At 66.1% G+C, this 14212-nt stretch carries 18 protein-coding genes; 12 read left to right on the top strand and 6 right to left on the bottom strand.

From position 1 onward, the window contains the following. The first annotated feature begins 5 nt into the window (after positions 1 to 5). The 9 genes from ccoO to CAL18_RS11345 all read left to right on the top strand — a co-directional run bounded on the left by ccoO (position 6) and on the right by CAL18_RS11345 (position 6444). Complete coding sequence (gene ccoO, locus CAL18_RS11385; protein ID WP_026639076.1) at positions 6 to 698, top strand: cytochrome-c oxidase, cbb3-type subunit II; 693 nt, start codon at positions 6 to 8, stop codon at positions 696 to 698. A gap of 3 nt (positions 699 to 701) precedes the next feature. Continuing rightward, positions 702 to 869, top strand: coding sequence for a cbb3-type cytochrome oxidase subunit 3 (locus CAL18_RS11380; protein WP_026639075.1), 168 nt, complete (start codon positions 702 to 704; stop codon positions 867 to 869). Beyond that, positions 866 to 1816 carry a cytochrome-c oxidase, cbb3-type subunit III gene (ccoP, locus tag CAL18_RS11375; protein WP_026639074.1) on the top strand — a complete coding sequence of 317 codons (951 nt, stop codon included), beginning with the start codon at positions 866 to 868 and terminating at the stop codon, positions 1814 to 1816. Before CAL18_RS11380 ends, ccoP begins: the two co-directional genes overlap by 4 nt. After that, the gene (ccoG, locus tag CAL18_RS11370; RefSeq protein WP_026639073.1) at positions 1816 to 3333 is read left to right on the top strand and encodes a cytochrome c oxidase accessory protein CcoG; all 1518 of its coding nucleotides are present in this window, start codon (positions 1816 to 1818) and stop codon (positions 3331 to 3333) included. The genes ccoP and ccoG overlap by 1 nt, the downstream gene beginning before the upstream one ends. Positions 3334 to 3352: 19 nt before the next feature. Further along, complete coding sequence (locus CAL18_RS11365; protein WP_026639072.1) at positions 3353 to 3577, top strand: FixH family protein; 225 nt, start codon at positions 3353 to 3355, stop codon at positions 3575 to 3577. Further along, positions 3574 to 3828: a hypothetical protein gene (locus tag CAL18_RS11360; protein ID WP_231494551.1), complete on the top strand. Its 255-nt coding sequence runs from the start codon at positions 3574 to 3576 to the stop codon at positions 3826 to 3828. Before CAL18_RS11365 ends, CAL18_RS11360 begins: the two co-directional genes overlap by 4 nt. Before the next feature lie 199 nt (positions 3829 to 4027). After that, entirely contained in the window at positions 4028 to 4954 is a 927-nt protein-coding gene (locus CAL18_RS11355) for an ABC transporter ATP-binding protein (protein ID WP_026639070.1), read from the top strand. Further along, positions 4951 to 5712: an ABC transporter permease gene (locus tag CAL18_RS11350; RefSeq protein WP_094796842.1), complete on the top strand. Its 762-nt coding sequence runs from the start codon at positions 4951 to 4953 to the stop codon at positions 5710 to 5712. Before CAL18_RS11355 ends, CAL18_RS11350 begins: the two co-directional genes overlap by 4 nt. 9 nt (positions 5713 to 5721) lie before the next feature. Beyond that, on the top strand, positions 5722 to 6444 hold the full coding sequence (locus tag CAL18_RS11345; RefSeq protein ID WP_026639068.1) for a haloacid dehalogenase type II: 723 nt from the start codon (positions 5722 to 5724) through the stop codon (positions 6442 to 6444). Positions 6445 to 6486: 42 nt separating this feature from the next. Here CAL18_RS11345 and CAL18_RS11340 read toward each other — a convergent pair whose 3' ends face one another. Then, a complete protein-coding gene (locus CAL18_RS11340; RefSeq protein WP_026639067.1) occupies positions 6487 to 7533 on the bottom strand; it encodes an NADP(H)-dependent aldo-keto reductase in 1047 nt (348 codons plus the stop codon). Between the two features lie 115 nt (positions 7534 to 7648). Here CAL18_RS11340 and CAL18_RS11335 point away from each other — a divergent pair, with 115 nt between their 5' ends. Then, entirely contained in the window at positions 7649 to 8071 is a 423-nt protein-coding gene (locus tag CAL18_RS11335; RefSeq protein WP_094817868.1) for a VOC family protein, read from the top strand. A gap of 19 nt (positions 8072 to 8090) precedes the next feature. On the opposite strand, the gene CAL18_RS11330 is transcribed toward CAL18_RS11335, so the two are convergent. Together CAL18_RS11330 and CAL18_RS11325 are read right to left on the bottom strand one after the other, a co-directional pair. Continuing rightward, on the bottom strand, positions 8091 to 8468 hold the full coding sequence (locus CAL18_RS11330; protein ID WP_094796840.1) for a c-type cytochrome: 378 nt from the start codon (positions 8466 to 8468) through the stop codon (positions 8091 to 8093). Beyond that, positions 8465 to 9703 (bottom strand): sulfite oxidase, encoded by a 1239-nt coding sequence (locus CAL18_RS11325; protein ID WP_026639064.1) that lies wholly within the window; start codon positions 9701 to 9703, stop codon positions 8465 to 8467. Before CAL18_RS11325 ends, CAL18_RS11330 begins: the two co-directional genes overlap by 4 nt. A 265-nt stretch (positions 9704 to 9968) precedes the next feature. Between CAL18_RS11325 and CAL18_RS11320 the strand changes: the two genes are divergently transcribed. Continuing rightward, positions 9969 to 10805 (top strand): class II glutamine amidotransferase, encoded by an 837-nt coding sequence (locus tag CAL18_RS11320; protein WP_026639063.1) that lies wholly within the window; start codon positions 9969 to 9971, stop codon positions 10803 to 10805. Positions 10806 to 10812: 7 nt separating this feature from the next. Here CAL18_RS11320 and trhA read toward each other — a convergent pair whose 3' ends face one another. The 3 genes from trhA to CAL18_RS11305 all read right to left on the bottom strand — a co-directional run bounded on the left by trhA (position 10813) and on the right by CAL18_RS11305 (position 12663). Further along, the gene (gene trhA, locus CAL18_RS11315) at positions 10813 to 11469 is read right to left on the bottom strand and encodes a PAQR family membrane homeostasis protein TrhA (RefSeq protein ID WP_026639062.1); all 657 of its coding nucleotides are present in this window, start codon (positions 11467 to 11469) and stop codon (positions 10813 to 10815) included. Positions 11470 to 11633: 164 nt separating this feature from the next. After that, entirely contained in the window at positions 11634 to 12131 is a 498-nt protein-coding gene (locus tag CAL18_RS11310; protein ID WP_038852186.1) for a VOC family protein, read from the bottom strand. A 118-nt stretch (positions 12132 to 12249) separates the two neighbouring features. Next, on the bottom strand, positions 12250 to 12663 hold the full coding sequence (locus tag CAL18_RS11305) for a winged helix-turn-helix transcriptional regulator (protein WP_026639061.1): 414 nt from the start codon (positions 12661 to 12663) through the stop codon (positions 12250 to 12252). A 254-nt stretch (positions 12664 to 12917) separates the two neighbouring features. On the opposite strand from CAL18_RS11305, the gene CAL18_RS11300 reads away from it, so the two are divergent. Then, positions 12918 to 14189, top strand: coding sequence for an NTP/NDP exchange transporter (locus tag CAL18_RS11300; protein WP_026639060.1), 1272 nt, complete (start codon positions 12918 to 12920; stop codon positions 14187 to 14189). The last annotated feature ends 23 nt before the right edge of the window (positions 14190 to 14212 follow it).

Below are 14212 nucleotides of genomic sequence, written 5' to 3'. Positions count from 1 at the left end.
TTTCCATGGCCAACAAGCAACACGGTTTTTTTTCGCATCAGACGCTCGAGAAGAACATCGGCCTGATGATCATCGCCAGCATCCTGGTGGTGTCGTTCGCGGGCCTGGTGCAGATCATCCCGCTGTTTTTCCAGCATTCCACCACGCAGGCTGCGCCCGGCATCGAGCCATACAGCGCCCTGCGCCTGATGGGCCGCGATGTCTATATCCGCGAAGGCTGCGTGGGTTGCCACTCGCAGCAGGTGCGCATGCTGCAAGCCGAAGTGCAGCGCTATGGGTCTTATTCCGAAGCGGCCGAGTCCGTGTACGACTACCCCTTCCTGTGGGGCTCCAAGCGCACCGGCCCCGACCTCGCGCGCGTGGGCGGGCGCTATTCCGATGAATGGCATCGCATTCACCTGCGCGATCCGCGCCTGGTGGTGCCCGAGTCGAACATGCCCTCGTACCCTTGGTTGCAGCACGCCAGCCTCGATGGCCAGAACGTGCAAGACCGCATGCGAGCACTGCGCAAGCTGGGCGTGCCCTACACCGACACCGAGATCGACGCCGCGCCCGGCGACATCGCGGGCAAGACCGAAGAAGACGCCCTGGTCGCCTACCTGCAGGGCCTGGGCGTGGGCTTGCGCCAGGCGCGGCAGGCCGAAGCCGAGCAGGCCCGGCAGGCGGCCGGGCAGGGCGCCGGCGCACAAGGAAACTGATCCATGCTGATCATCACAGGAATCATGACGGCCATTTCCATGGCCACCTTTCTGGGCATAGTCTGGTGGGCGTACTCGCGCGGCCGCCAGCGCGCCAACCAAGAATCGGCGCTGTTGCCGTTCGCGCTGCCCGATGAAACCGGACCCGCAAAAGGAGCAACGCGGCCATGAGCGATTTCAGCCACGCATTCTTTGGCTACTTCATCGCCTTCATTGCATTGGGCGGCATTGCCTGGTGTATCTGGCTGCTTTACACGCAGCGGCGCTGGCTGGGCAGCCAGCCCACGGCAGGCGCGGTGGAAGACACCGGCCACGTATGGGATGAAGACCTTACCGAACTCAACAACCCGGTGCCGCGCTGGTGGACCTGGATGTACCTGCTCTTGTGCGTGTTTGCGCTGGGTTACCTGGTGCTGATGCCCGGCCTGGGAATGTTCCAGGGGGTGCTGGGCTATACCACGGCGGACGAGGTGCGGCGCCACCAGGAGCAACTGGCCGAGCAGGTGCGGCCCGTGTATGAACGCTATGCCACCATGCCGGTGGCCGACATCGCGGCCGACGCGTCCGCGCGCCAGATCGGCGAACGCCTGTTCCTGAACACGTGCGCGCAGTGTCATGGCTCGGACGCGCGCGGCTCGCGCAGCTTTCCCAACCTGACCGACGGCGATTGGCTGTATGGCGGCACGCCCGAAGCCATACAGCAAACCATCGCCCAGGGCCGGCACGGCATCATGCCCCCCTGGAAGGGCACCATCGACCCGGCCTCGGCCAGCGACGCGGCGCATTATGTGCGTTCGCTGTCCAAGCTGGCGGCCGACCCGCTGAAGGTACTGCGCGGCCAGCGTGTCTACGCCAACTACTGTGTGGCCTGCCACGGCGTGGACGGCAAGGGCAACCAGGCCCTGGGCGCGCCCAACCTGACGGACGGCACCTGGCTGTACGGCAGCTCCGAGGCCACAATCGTGCAGACCATCCTGGAAGGGCGTGACAACATCATGCCGGCACACGATACGGTGCTGACGCCCGAGCAGATCCGCATCCTGACCGCCTGGGTGTGGGGCCTGTCGAACGCTGCGACGGTTGCACAGGCCGGCGCGCCGCAAACGACGGAGCAGTAATGTCCGTAACCGATGCCTCGGGAGCCCCCGGCTCTTCATCGCCGCAGCAGGGCGCCGACGGCGGCGCGCCGCCCTGGCGGCCCTACCTGCGTGCCGATGACCGGGGCAACGGCGCCAACGCGGTCGAGGTCGCGCTCAACGAGGTGCGCGGCAAGATCTACCCGCGCTCGGTCAGCGGCGTTTTTGCGCGCTGGCGCGTCGTGTTCGTGCTTCTGACGCAATTGGTGTTCTACGGGTTGCCCTGGTTGCAATGGGAAGGCCGGCAGGCCGTGCTGTTCGACCTGGGCGCGCGCAAGTTCTACCTTTTCGGGCTGGTGCTGTGGCCGCAAGACGTCGTGTACCTGGCCGTGCTGCTGGTGATATCCGCGCTGGCCCTGTTCCTGTTCACCGCCGTGGCGGGGCGCCTGTTCTGCGGATACGCCTGCCCGCAAACGGTCTATACCGAAATTTTCATGTGGATCGAGCGCAAGGTCGAAGGCGACCGCCTGGCTCGCATCCGCCTGGACGAATCTCCCTGGACGGCGCGCAAGCTGCGCCTGAAGCTCACCAAGCACGCGCTCTGGATACTGGTGGCATGGTGGACGGGCTCTACCTTCATCGGCTACTTCGCGCCCATCCGCGGCCTGGGCCACGATCTGCTTACCCTGCAACTGGGGCCGTGGCAATGGTTCTGGATGCTGTTCTACGGCTTTGCCACGTGGGGCAATGCCGGGTTCATGCGCGAATCGGTGTGCAAGTACATGTGCCCGTACGCGCGTTTCCAGAGCGTCATGGTCGACCCCGACACCTTCGTGGTGACCTACGACAAGGGGCGCGGCGAACCGCGCGGCGGACGGTCGCGCAAGCTCGACTACAAGTCCGCCGGCATGGGGGACTGCGTCGACTGCAGCCTGTGCGTGCAGGTGTGCCCCACCGGCATTGATATCCGCAACGGATTGCAGTACCTGTGCATCGGATGCGGCGCCTGTATCGACGCCTGCGACCAGGTCATGGACAAGATGAAGTATCCGCAGGGGCTGATCCGCTATGCCTCGCAGCGCGCCGTGGAGCAGGGCTGGTCGCCGCGCCAGGCCAGGGCGCGCCTGCTGCGCCCGCGCGTGCTGGTGTATGCGGCGATCATCACGGCGTTGGCGGTGGCGTTCGTGGCCGCCCTGGCGTTGCGCAACCCCTTGCGGGTCGATGTCATACGCGACCGCGGCGTGCTGGCGCGCGAAGCGCCAGGCGGCATCATCGAGAACGTGTACCGCATCCAGTTGATCAATACGTCCGAATCCAGCCTGGTGCTGCAGCTGCAGGCCAGCGGGTTGCCGGGCCTGGACGTGCACGTCGAGCGCCAGGCCGCGCAAGCCATCGAACTCGAGCCCTATGCCAACAAGCTGGTTCCCGTGGTCATCCGCGCGCCGGCGCAGGCGGCGGCGCCCGGCGCGCATCCCATCATGGTGCGGGCAAGCGGACGCGACCGAGCCGGCAACACGGTACAGCGCGACGAGAACGCCAGCTTCTATATGCCCGAATGAACCAATCCCGGAGCCTTGCATGACAACTTCTTCATCGCCCAAGCCCTGGTATCGCGAGCCATGGCCGTGGTTCCTGATGGCGGGCCCGCTGCTGGCCATGGTGGGCTGCATCATCACCATCTATCTGGCCGTAACGCGCTTTGACGGACAGGCCATTGTCGAAGGCGCCGTCAAGCGCGGGCTGGTGGTAGAGCGCGCGGTGCCCGCCGTGGTCGACGGCTCCAGGCCGGCGGCGCAACCATGATCATGCTCGCCCGGCGCTGGCGCGTCACCATGCGCATTCTGTGGCCGTCGTTCCTGGCCGCGGGGGTCGGCAGCGGCGTGATCTTTGCCCTGATCGACCCGCTGGACGTGCTGGTGCTGGGACGCTGGCAGCCCGCGCGCATGGAGTTCTACACCGTGTCGTTCTTCGTACTGTGGTTGATGGCCGGCCTGGCCAGCGGCCTGACCGCCTGGCTGACGCCGCGCGACGCCGAAGAAGACGACGACTTCTAGCCCCTTTTGCGGGGCGGGTGCGCCAGCCCCGGGCATGACAGCCAGGCGGCGGCGCCGGACGGTGGCCGCAGTCCATCACCCAGTACCTGACGCCGCCCTGACGCACGGGGGGCGGCGGAACAGTGTAGTGCCGCCAGCGGAATGATCCGCGCACAACGACCCAGTAGAATGTGACGTCCAACGTCAAGCAGAGATCCGTGTGCAGCCCGTCATTTCCGTGCAGGGCCTGTCCAAGACGTACGCGTCGGGACACCAGGCCCTGAAAAACGTCAACCTCGATATACACCGCGGCGAAATATTCGCGCTGCTGGGCCCCAACGGCGCGGGCAAGACGACGCTTATCAGCATCATCTGCGGCATCGTCAACCCCGGCCAGGGCACGGTCTACGCCGACGGGCACGATATCGTGTCCGAATACCGCGCGGCGCGCTCGCGCATCGGCCTGGTGCCCCAGGAAATCTCGACGGACGCGTTCGAAAGTGTGTGGAACACCGTGACGTTCAGCCGCGGGCTGTTCGGCAAGCCGGCCAACCCGGCCTATATCGAGAAGGTGTTGCGGGACTTGTCTCTCTGGGACAAGAAAGATTCCCGCATCATGGCCCTGTCGGGCGGGATGAAGCGCCGGGTGATGATCGCCAAGGCGCTGTCGCACGAACCGCAGATTCTGTTCCTGGACGAGCCCACCGCCGGGGTGGATGTGGAATTGCGCCGCGGCATGTGGGATATGGTGCGGCAACTGCGCGATAACGGCGTCACCATCATCCTGACCACCCACTACATTGAAGAAGCCCAGGAAATGGCCGACCGCATCGGCGTGATACGCAAGGGCGAGATCATCCTGGTGGAAGAAAAGCACGCGTTGATGAAGAAGCTCGGCAAGCGCCAGCTGACGCTGGCCCTGAAAGAGCCGCTGGCCGCCGTGCCGGCGGGGCTGGCGGGCTATGGGCTGGAGCTGTCCGACGATGGGCACGCGCTGGTTTACACGTACGACAACCAGCAGGGGGGCGGCGAGATCGCGCGGCTGCTGCGGCAACTGGACGAGGCAGGCATCGAGTTCAACGACCTGAGCTCGTCGGAAAGTTCCCTGGAGGAAATCTTTGTCAGCCTGGTGAGCGCCAAATCATGAATTTCTACGCTATTCGCGCCATCTATATGTTCGAAATGGCCCGCGCATGGCGCACGCTGATGCAGAGCGTGGCTTCGCCGGTGATTTCCACTGCGCTGTATTTCGTGGTGTTCGGCTCGGCCATCGGGTCGCACATGGTGCAGATCGACGGCATCAGCTACGGGGCGTTCATCGTGCCCGGCATGATCATGCTGTCGCTGCTGACGCAAAGCGTGGCCAATGCGTCGTTCGGCATCTACATGCCGCGGTTTTCGGGCACCATCTACGAGATCCATTCGGCGCCGATTTCTTACATCGAGATCGTCACCGGCTATGTGGGGGCCGCTGCCAGCAAGTCGGTGATCCTGGGCTTGATCATGCTGGCCACCGCGCGGCTGTTCGTCGATTTCCATATCGAGCATCCGGTCTGGATGCTGGGCTTCCTGGTGCTGACTGCGCTGACGTTCAGCCTGTTCGGGTTCATCATCGGCGTGTGGGCCGATGGCTTCGAGAAACTGCAGATCATCCCCCTGATGATCATTACGCCCCTGACCTTCCTGGGCGGCACGTTCTACTCCATCAACATGCTGCCCCCCGTGTGGCAGACGGTGACGTTATTCAACCCGGTGGTGTACCTGGTCAGCGGCTTTCGCTGGAGCTTTTATGGGGTGTCTGACGTCAACGTGGCGATCAGCCTGGGCATGACGCTGGGCTTCCTGGCAGTATGCCTGGTGACCATACGGTGGATTTTCAAGACGGGGTATCGCCTCAAGACCTAGGAGACGGCCATGGCATGGCATGCAGTGCAGGCGCTGGTGTTCGATGTGTTCGGTACGGTGGTCGATTGGCGCAACGGCGTGGCTCGCGAGGCCGCGCCATTTCTTGAGCGGCATGCGCCTGGCAGGGTGGATGCCCATGACTTTGCCGACAGATGGCGCAGCCATTATGTGCCGTCGATGCAGGCCGTGAGCAGCGGCCGGCGCCCTTTCGTCAGGCTGGACGTACTGCATCGCGAGAATCTCGAAGCCGCCCTGCGCGACGTGGGCGTCGACCCGGCCGGCGTGCCTGCCAGCGAACTCGATGCGCTGAACCTGGCCTGGCACCGCCTGGACCCCTGGCCCGATTCGGTGGGCGGGCTGGCGCGCCTGAAAACGCGCTACATCATCGCACCGCTGTCCAACGGCAACATACGGCTCATGCTGGACATGGCCAAGCGTGCCGGGCTGCCCTGGGACGCCATCCTGGGAGCCGAGGTCGCGCAGGCGTACAAACCCACGCCGCAGGCTTACCTGCGCACGGCGGAAGTGCTGGGCTTGCAGCCCGCGCAGATCTGCATGGTGGCCGCGCACAATGGCGACCTGGCGGCTGCCCGGCAATGCGGGTTGCGCACCGCCTTCGTCCGGCGGCCTGCCGAGCACGGCCCTGGGCAGACCACCGACCTGCACCCGCAACAAGACTGGGACGCCGTGGTCGGCAGCCTGGATGAGCTCGCCGACCTGCTGGTGGAATAACAGCGCCACGCCGGCCGCGCGAGGCCTTGGCGGCGGTGGCGATTACGGCGCCGGGTTGGGGTTTTGCCGGTGGATGGCATCGACGGCGTCGAGCACGTCCTGCGATAGCGTGACGTCGACACTGTCGATGTTTTGCTTGAGCTGCTCGAGCGTGGTGGCCCCGATCAGATTGCTGGCGACCGAAGGCTGCTGGTTGACCCAGGCCAGGGCCAGGTGCACCGGCGACAGTCCGTGCTGGCGCGCCAGCTGCACGTATTGCTGCGTCGCGGCCTCGGCGCGTTCATTGCTGTAGCGTGTAAACCGCGTGAACAGCGTCAGGCGTGCGTTGTCGGGCCGTGCGCCGCCCAGATACTTGCCCGACAGCACACCCATGGCCAGGGGAGAATACGCCAGCAGACTGACCTGTTCGCGGTGGCTGAACTCCGACAGTCCGCTTTCATACGTGCGGTTGAGCAGGCTGTACGGGTTCTGGATGCTCTCGATGCGCGGCAGGCCCAGGGCCTCGGCATGCTTGAGAAACTGCGCCACGCCCCAGGGAGTTTCATTGGATACGCCGATGTGGCGCACTTTGCCGGCGCGCACGAAATCCTGAAGGACTTCCAGCGTTTCCTGTACCGGCACCGTGTAGTCATCGTCGACCCAGGGGTAATCCCGGCCGAACGTGGCGGTGGTGCGATCGGGCCAATGCAGCTGGTAGATATCCAGGTAGTCGGTCTGCAGGCGCCTGAGGCTGGCGTCGAGCGCTTCGGTAAGGTTCTTGCGATCCAGGAAGGTTTTGCCGTCGCGGATATGGCCGGGGCGCTTGGCGTCGCGCACGGGGCCCGCGGCCTTGCTCGCCAGCACGATGTCCTGCCGGCGGCCGGTCCTGGCCAGCCAGGTGCCGATGTAGGTTTCGGTGCGGCCCTGGGTTTCGGGCTTGGGCGGCACCGGATACATTTCTGCGGTATCCACCAAATTGATGCCGCGCGACAATGCGTAATCAAGCTGCTGGTGCGCTTCGGCTTCGGTGTTTTGTTCGCCCCAGGTCATGGTGCCCAGGCCGATCAGGCTGACGTCAAGATCGGTACGGCCGAGTTTGCGGTATTTCAATGCGTGCTCCCCGGTAAAGTGGTGGGTCGGGTGATGTTACTACCGTAGCATGGCCAGCAATGCGCGTCCGGCGGCGATGGCACCGGCATTCATGTCCGCATAACGGAATCATCGTATGAAACCTCGCATCAGCTTGATCACCCTGGGCGTCGACGACCTGGAGCGCGCCGTGCGTTTCTACCGCGACGGGCTGGGCCTGCCCTCGCAAGGCATCGTCGGCACGGAATTCGAACATGGCGCCGTGGCGTTCTTCGATCTGCAGCCCGGCTTGAAGCTTGCGCTGTGGCCGCGCGCGAGCCTGGCGCACGATACCGGGCTGCCGGTAGGGGCGCGCAGTCCGGCCGAGTTATCGCTGGCGCACAATGTGTCCGATCGGGCCGAGGTGGACCAGGTGATGAAGCAGGCCCGCGAAGCCGGCGCCAGCATCCTCAAGCCCGCGGCAAGTACGTTCTGGGGCGGCTATGCGGGGTACTTCCAGGATCCGGACCGCCATGTGTGGGAAGTGGCCTGGAACCCGCAGATGCTGCCGCAGGACTGAGCCCCGCGGCATGTGCGCGCTATGGGGCGGCGCCGGTTGCGCCCGCGACGTACCGGGCCAGCCGTTGCACGTCGTCATCGCTGAGCGTTTCGAAGGCGGGCATGACGCCCACGCCATTGCGTATCGCCTGGGCCACGCGCGCGGCGTCTGGCTTGAGCTCGTCCAGGTTCGGCCCTATGGTGCCGGTGGCGCCCGCATCGGCCAGGGTGTGGCATACCGCGCAGGCCGGTGTGGTGTCTTTGGTGAACAGCGCGCGGCCGGCGTCGGCGTCAGCGGGTTCGGCGGCGATGGCGCCTGCGGCACTGCACGCCAGGGCCGCCGCCCCGGCCAACATGCGCCAAGGCCTGGCGCGGTGGGCCGGCCCGCCCCGCCGCACCGCATGCATCGGTTGCGTCATGCCTGGGACACCGTGACCTTCAGGGCGTGGTCTCGCCAGCTGGAGTTCATGTATCCGCGCACGTTCTCGACGCGTTCTTCGACCTGCACGTTGCCTTCGGTATCTTCGACGCGGCTGGCCAGCAGGTGTTCTCCGGCGGGCAGCTCCACGGCCAACGCAAACTGGCGCCACGCATACTTGCCCAGGTCGGGCCCGACCAGCGCAGCCTGTTTCCAGGTCTTGCCGCCATCGATGGATACGTCGACACGCTTGACGGCGTGGATGCCGCCCAATGCCACGCCGCGCACCAGCTGCCGGCCCGCCTTGACGGCGGCGCCGTCCGCGCCCGGTGCGGTAATCCACGACTTGGGCGTCATGGCCCACGCCGACGGATACTCGGGCCCGGGCTTGGCATCCAGCGGCGCAAGACGGTAGCTGGTCTGCTGGATCTTGGCGGGACTTTGGTCGGCGGTGAACGCCAGGCGCTTGATGTACTTGATGTTGTTGACGCCGTTATACCCCGGCACGATCAGGCGCAGCGGCCCGCCGTGGGCCAGGGAAAGCGGCTCGTTGTTCATGTCCCAGGCCAGCATGGCGTCTTGCAGGGTGTCGCGCGGTACCGAGCGCTCGACGACGACGGTGTTGGGATCGAGCCCGTCGGGCAGTTTCTCGCCGCCCGTGCCTGTCAGGTAGGCCGGGTCGCCTTCCAGGCCGCCGAGGTGCTCGACCAGCGCGCGCACCGGCAGGCCGGTCCATAGCACGCAGCCGGCCGCGCCTACCTGCCAGGGCGTGCCGCTGGGTTTGTGCGGAAAGTAGCCCCGGCCGTTGCCCGAGCATTGCAGCACGGTGGCCATGGTTTCCACGCCCAGCGTCTTGAGTTCGCCCAGTGTGAGGGTGCGGGGCTGCTTGACTCCCTGGATTTCGATGGCCCAGGCGTCGCGGTCGTCGAGTACGGATTCGTCCGGGGGCGGCAGGTTGTTGCGCACGTAGAGCTCGCGCGACGGCGTGATGACGCCATCGCCGAACGCGCTGCGCCGGGTCTCGATGGTGTTGGCGCTATGGACGATGACGCTGTCGGGGTCTTTCCAGGCGGCGTAGGGCGGCAGCGGCTTGGCAGCGGGGGCGGCGGATGGGGCCGCCGGCGTTGCCGAACTGCCCCGTGCGAGGCCCGTGGCGCCCATGCCGGCGGCAGCCAGCGCGCCGGCGCTGCCGGCCAGCAGCCGGCGGCGTGCAAGGTTGGTAAGCGGTTTTTGCATTGCGGCTCTCCGGTTGCCGCGCGCTGCCGGGGCAGGCGCGGTTTCTTTATGATGGATACCAGCCTGGCCGCATGCAAAGCCGCCGCCTGCGCGCCCCTTCGGTGCAGCACGCCCAAGGGCAGCCGTGCACCCGCCGCCGCATGCCATTATGCTGGCGGCTGTGTGTCATCATCGGCAAAGCCGGCCCATATGTCAATCGGTCGCAGGCGGGCCGATTCCTACGAAAAAATAGTTATATATTGTTCTTACTCTGCAGGAGCCGCCCATGTGCCGCTGGCTGGCCTATACCGGAAACGCGATGCAGCTCGAAACCGTGCTCTTCAAGGCGAAGCATTCGCTGATCGACCAGAGCCTGCATTCGCGGCTGGGCGCCACCACCACCAACGGCGACGGCTTTGGCGTGGGCTGGTACAGCCACGACCCCGCCGAGCCGCCGTTTCGCTATCGCAGCGTGCACCCGGCCTGGAACGACCGCAACCTGCGCGAGGCGGCGCGCGCCATCCACGCGCCGCTGTTCGTCGCGCATATCCGCGCGGCGACCGATACGCCGGCCCAGGAAACGAATTGCCACCCGTTTCGCCACGGCCGATGGCTGTTCGTGCATAACGGGTTGATCCGCAACTACCCCGTGCTGCGGCGCGAACTGATGATGCAGATCGCGCCGCGCTACTTTGCTTCGCTGGAAGGATCGACGGATTCGGAAGTGATGTTTCTGCTGGCGCTTACCCTGGGGCTGGAGTCCGAGCCGGTGACGGCGCTGCAGCGCATGGCCGCGGTGGTGGAAGAAGCGGGGTACCGGCACGGGGTCGAGCATCCGCTGAACATGACGGTATGCGCGCTGGATGGCAAGCATCTGGTGGCGGTGCGCTATTCGAGCGAGCGCAACTCGCGTTCGCTCTTTCACAGCACGGATGTGCGTCACCTGAAGCACCTGTATCCCGACGAGCCGCGCATCGCGGCCCTGGATGACGACGCTTACCTGTTGTTGTCGGAGCCGCTGGTCGAGCTGCCGGGGGCATGGGAAGAAGTGCCCGAATCGACGGCCATTGTGGCCGGCGGCGGCCAGGTGCGGCGTTACCCGTTTGCGCCGGACCGTGGCTGACGGGCCGTCAGGCGGCCGGGGGCACCGCGTACCACAATGCGGCAAGAAAATGGCACGCCGTGCCCGCCAGCACGAACAGGTGCCACACAAAATGGGCGTAGCGCCAACGCGAATCGAACACAAAAAACACGACCCCGCCGGTATAGGCCAGCCCGCCCGCCAGCAGCAGCCATAATCCGCCGGGCGGCACGTGCCGCAACACGGGATCGACGGCGATCGCCACCAGCCAGCCCATGGCCAGGTACAGCCCGATGGAAAGGGCGGGGCGGTCCAGGCGGCGGCTGGCCTTGAGCGCCACGCCCATGGCCGCCAGCCCCCACACCAGGCCCAGCAGGGTCCAGCCCCACGGGCCGCGCAGCGGCCCCAGCGCAAAGGGGGTATAGGTGCCGGCGATCAGCAGGTAGATGGCCGAATGGTCCAGCACGTTGAAGAGCCGCTTGGCGCGGCCGCGCGGCAGCGCGTGGTACAGCGTGGAAGCCAGGTACAGCAGGCACATGCTGGCCGCGAAGATGGCGGCCGCGGCCACCAGGGCGGCATCGCCGCGGCGTGCCGCCACGACAATGAGCAGGGGAGCGGCCAGCATGGCGCCGAGCGCGCCCATGCCGTGACTGACACTGTTGGCGATTTCTTCGCCCCGGGTCTGGGGGCGGTCGGCTGCAAGCATGGGCGGGGTGTCCGGCGGATGGATGATCAAACACCTTAGGTGCGGAAGACCGGGGGTGCAAGATATGGACGACGCAGGGGTTGACGTCGAACAAGGGCCGGCCCCGAGCGCCGGCCCTTGCATCGGTGCGGCCGGGGCGCGGGGGCGGCCGCCGCCGGCCAAGCCTAGGGTGCGTCGGGTTTGCAGCCGTGGCCGTCTTCCTGGGCGAACGCGGCCTGCATGTTTTGCTGCACCTGTTCAGGCGTGAGGTCCTGCTTGTGCGTGGCGATCGACCACTTGTGCCCTAACGGGTCGGTCAGCTGGCCATAGCGGTCGCCCCAGAACATGTCGGCCGCGGGCATGGTGATGGTGGCGCCGGCCGCCTGTGCCTGGGCCATTGCCGCGTCCACGTCTTCGACATACAAGTGGAGGTAGACGGGCGAGCCCTGCAGCGCCTTGGGGCCCGCGCCCCCGCATTCGGGAAAGGCGTCGGCCAGCATGAGCGTCGAATCGCCGATGCGCAGGCAGGCATGCATGATGCGGCCGTCCGGGCCGGGCAGGCGGGCGAGCTCCACCGCGTTGAATGCGCGCACATAGAAGTCGATGGCCTGCGCCGCGCCTTCGCACATCAGGTGGGGAGTCAGCGAATGCATGCCGTCGGGAATGGGCTTTACTTGGGTCATGTTGAGCTCCGGTAGAGTGGGCCGGGATGGTGGCCCGTTGAACCTACGACGATTGGCGCGGGCCCGGATCGACAGGCCCAGGCCGGTTATTTTGATGCCATCGGGAAACAGCCGCCTTTCAGGCAGCGCGCCGGTCGAACTCGGTGCGCGCCCGTTCGATCGTGTCCAGGTTTTGCTGGGCCCATTCCCAGACGCCGCAGAACGCGTCGCCCAGGCTGAGGCCGAGGTCCGTCAGGTGGTATTCGACCTTCGGCGGGATCACCGGATATGCCGTGCGGATGACCAGGCCTTCGCGCTCCATTTCGCGCAGCGTCTGGGTCAGCATTTTCTGGCTGATGCCGCCCACGAGCCGGGACAGCTGGGTAAAGCGCAGCGCGCCGTGCTCGGCGAGCACGTCGAGGATGATCATCGTCCATTTGTCTGCCACCCGTGCGATGACCTCGTTGACCAGCGCCTGCACGCGCGGATCGGGTTTTTTTTCGCGTTGCAGCTTGCGCTGGACTTCTTTGTGCCTGGCGACGTCGATGGACATGCTTGCTCTCTTGCGGGGCGGTATTAACGGGGCGGTATGGCCTGGATGCGGCGGCGTCTGTGCATGCTGTGCCCGGATGCGGGTTTGGTCAAGCGCGGCCGTACCCGGTGCTGCCGCAATAGTTTCTTCCAGGTAACTACGGCACTTTTCGGTGCCTACTTCCCAAAAGTATGTGACCTACTTATTCTGCACGACATCACCTTCCTGGATGCAATCTCATGCCTGTTTCGTCCAGCCCGCCGAGACCCGGCGCCATGGCAAGACTGTTCAATGTAGAACAGCGGGAAGTGCCCGCCGTGGTGGCCGGGCTGCTGATGTTCTTTTTGCTGTTCACGTCTTATTTCATGCTGCGGCCGGTGCGCGAGACCATGGGCGTGGCAGGCGGCGTTCGCAATCTGCAGTGGCTGTTTACCGCCACCTTCGTCGCCACGCTGGTCGTGCTGCCGGTGTTCGGGTGGCTGGCTTCGAGATTGCCGCGCCGCACCCTGCTGCCCTGGCTGTATGGCGGCTGCGCGCTGGTGCTTGGAGGGTTCGCCGCCGGCCTGCAGGCCGCGCCGCAGGACATCTGGATCGCGCGCGCTTTCTACATCTGGCTGTCGGTGTTCAATCTGTTTGCGATTTCGCTGGCGTGGAGTGTGCTGGCCGACGTGCTCGTGCCCGGCCAGGCGCGACGCACCTTTGCGCTGATCGCCAGCGGCGCCAGCATAGGCGGGCTGGCCGGGCCCATATTGGGCGCGGTACTGGTAGGCCCCCTGGGCCACGCGGGGCTGCTGGCGATGTCGGCCGCGCTGTTGCTGGGCAGCGCGGCGGCCGCGGCGTGGCTGCACCGCTGGCGCGATGCGCACCCGGCCATGGCCGCCGGGCAAGACGAGGCGGCGCGGCGCAAGCCGCTGGGGGGCAACCCCTTTGCGGGCGCGACCGAGACGCTGCGCTCGCCGTATCTGTTGGGCATTACGGCGTTTGTGCTGCTGCTGGCAAGCATCAACACGTTCCTGTACTTCGAGCAGGCGCGCCTGGTGGCCGAGTATTTTCCGGACCGCACGACGCAGACCCAGGTTTTCGGGGCGATTGACGCGGCCGTGCAGGCCTTGTCGCTGTTCATTCAGGCGTTCATCACGGGGCGGCTGGCCAGGCGCCTGGGCGTGGGCGTGCTGCTGGTATCGGTGCCGGTTGCCATGGCCGTGGGATTTATCGCCCTGGCCATCGCCCCGCTGTTCGCGGTGTTTGTCGTCGTGATGGTCATCCGCCGGGTAGGCGAATACGCGCTCGTGCGCCCGGGCCGCGAGATGCTGTACGCGGTGGTGCCGGCCGAGCAGAAATACAAGGCGAAGAACTTTATCGACACAGTGGTTTACCGCGGCGGGGATGCCGTCAGCGGCTGGATCAAGCGCGCCATTGACGTGGTGAGCGACAGCCCCGCGGCGGCCATGATTTTCGGCGCCGTGCTGGCGGTGTGCTGGGGGCTGTGCGGTTTTTTTCTCGGGCGCCGGGAGCAGGCGCTCGAGGAGCGGCCGCCGGCCGCCTGAGCCAGGACGCCGGCCCCCACGTC

The sequence above is a fragment of the Bordetella genomosp. 7 genome, assembly GCF_002261415.1.
Lineage (GTDB): Bacteria > Pseudomonadota > Gammaproteobacteria > Burkholderiales > Burkholderiaceae_B > Bordetella_A.
Note: the sequence above shows the minus strand (reverse complement) of the source record. Positions and strands in the feature narration are given on the sequence as shown.

Excerpts from the sequence above, each read along its gene's own strand:
- ccoO (WP_026639076.1), top strand. The coding sequence starts at position 6 with ATGGCCAACAAGCAACACGGTTTTTTTTCGCATCAGACGCTCGAGAAG.
- CAL18_RS11380 (WP_026639075.1), top strand. The coding sequence starts at position 702 with ATGCTGATCATCACAGGAATCATGACGGCCATTTCCATGGCCACCTTT.
- ccoP (WP_026639074.1), top strand. The coding sequence starts at position 866 with ATGAGCGATTTCAGCCACGCATTCTTTGGCTACTTCATCGCCTTCATT.
- ccoG (WP_026639073.1), top strand. The coding sequence starts at position 1,816 with ATGTCCGTAACCGATGCCTCGGGAGCCCCCGGCTCTTCATCGCCGCAG.
- CAL18_RS11365 (WP_026639072.1), top strand. The coding sequence starts at position 3,353 with ATGACAACTTCTTCATCGCCCAAGCCCTGGTATCGCGAGCCATGGCCG.
- CAL18_RS11360 (WP_231494551.1), top strand. The coding sequence starts at position 3,574 with ATGATCATGCTCGCCCGGCGCTGGCGCGTCACCATGCGCATTCTGTGG.
- CAL18_RS11350 (WP_094796842.1), top strand. The coding sequence starts at position 4,951 with ATGAATTTCTACGCTATTCGCGCCATCTATATGTTCGAAATGGCCCGC.
- CAL18_RS11345 (WP_026639068.1), top strand. The coding sequence starts at position 5,722 with ATGGCATGGCATGCAGTGCAGGCGCTGGTGTTCGATGTGTTCGGTACG.
- CAL18_RS11335 (WP_094817868.1), top strand. The coding sequence starts at position 7,649 with ATGAAACCTCGCATCAGCTTGATCACCCTGGGCGTCGACGACCTGGAG.
- CAL18_RS11330 (WP_094796840.1), bottom strand. The coding sequence starts at position 8,468 with ATGACGCAACCGATGCATGCGGTGCGGCGGGGCGGGCCGGCCCACCGC.
- CAL18_RS11325 (WP_026639064.1), bottom strand. The coding sequence starts at position 9,703 with ATGCAAAAACCGCTTACCAACCTTGCACGCCGCCGGCTGCTGGCCGGC.
- CAL18_RS11320 (WP_026639063.1), top strand. The coding sequence starts at position 9,969 with ATGTGCCGCTGGCTGGCCTATACCGGAAACGCGATGCAGCTCGAAACC.
- trhA (WP_026639062.1), bottom strand. The coding sequence starts at position 11,469 with ATGCTTGCAGCCGACCGCCCCCAGACCCGGGGCGAAGAAATCGCCAAC.
- CAL18_RS11310 (WP_038852186.1), bottom strand. The coding sequence starts at position 12,131 with ATGACCCAAGTAAAGCCCATTCCCGACGGCATGCATTCGCTGACTCCC.
- CAL18_RS11305 (WP_026639061.1), bottom strand. The coding sequence starts at position 12,663 with ATGTCCATCGACGTCGCCAGGCACAAAGAAGTCCAGCGCAAGCTGCAA.
- CAL18_RS11300 (WP_026639060.1), top strand. The coding sequence starts at position 12,918 with ATGGCAAGACTGTTCAATGTAGAACAGCGGGAAGTGCCCGCCGTGGTG.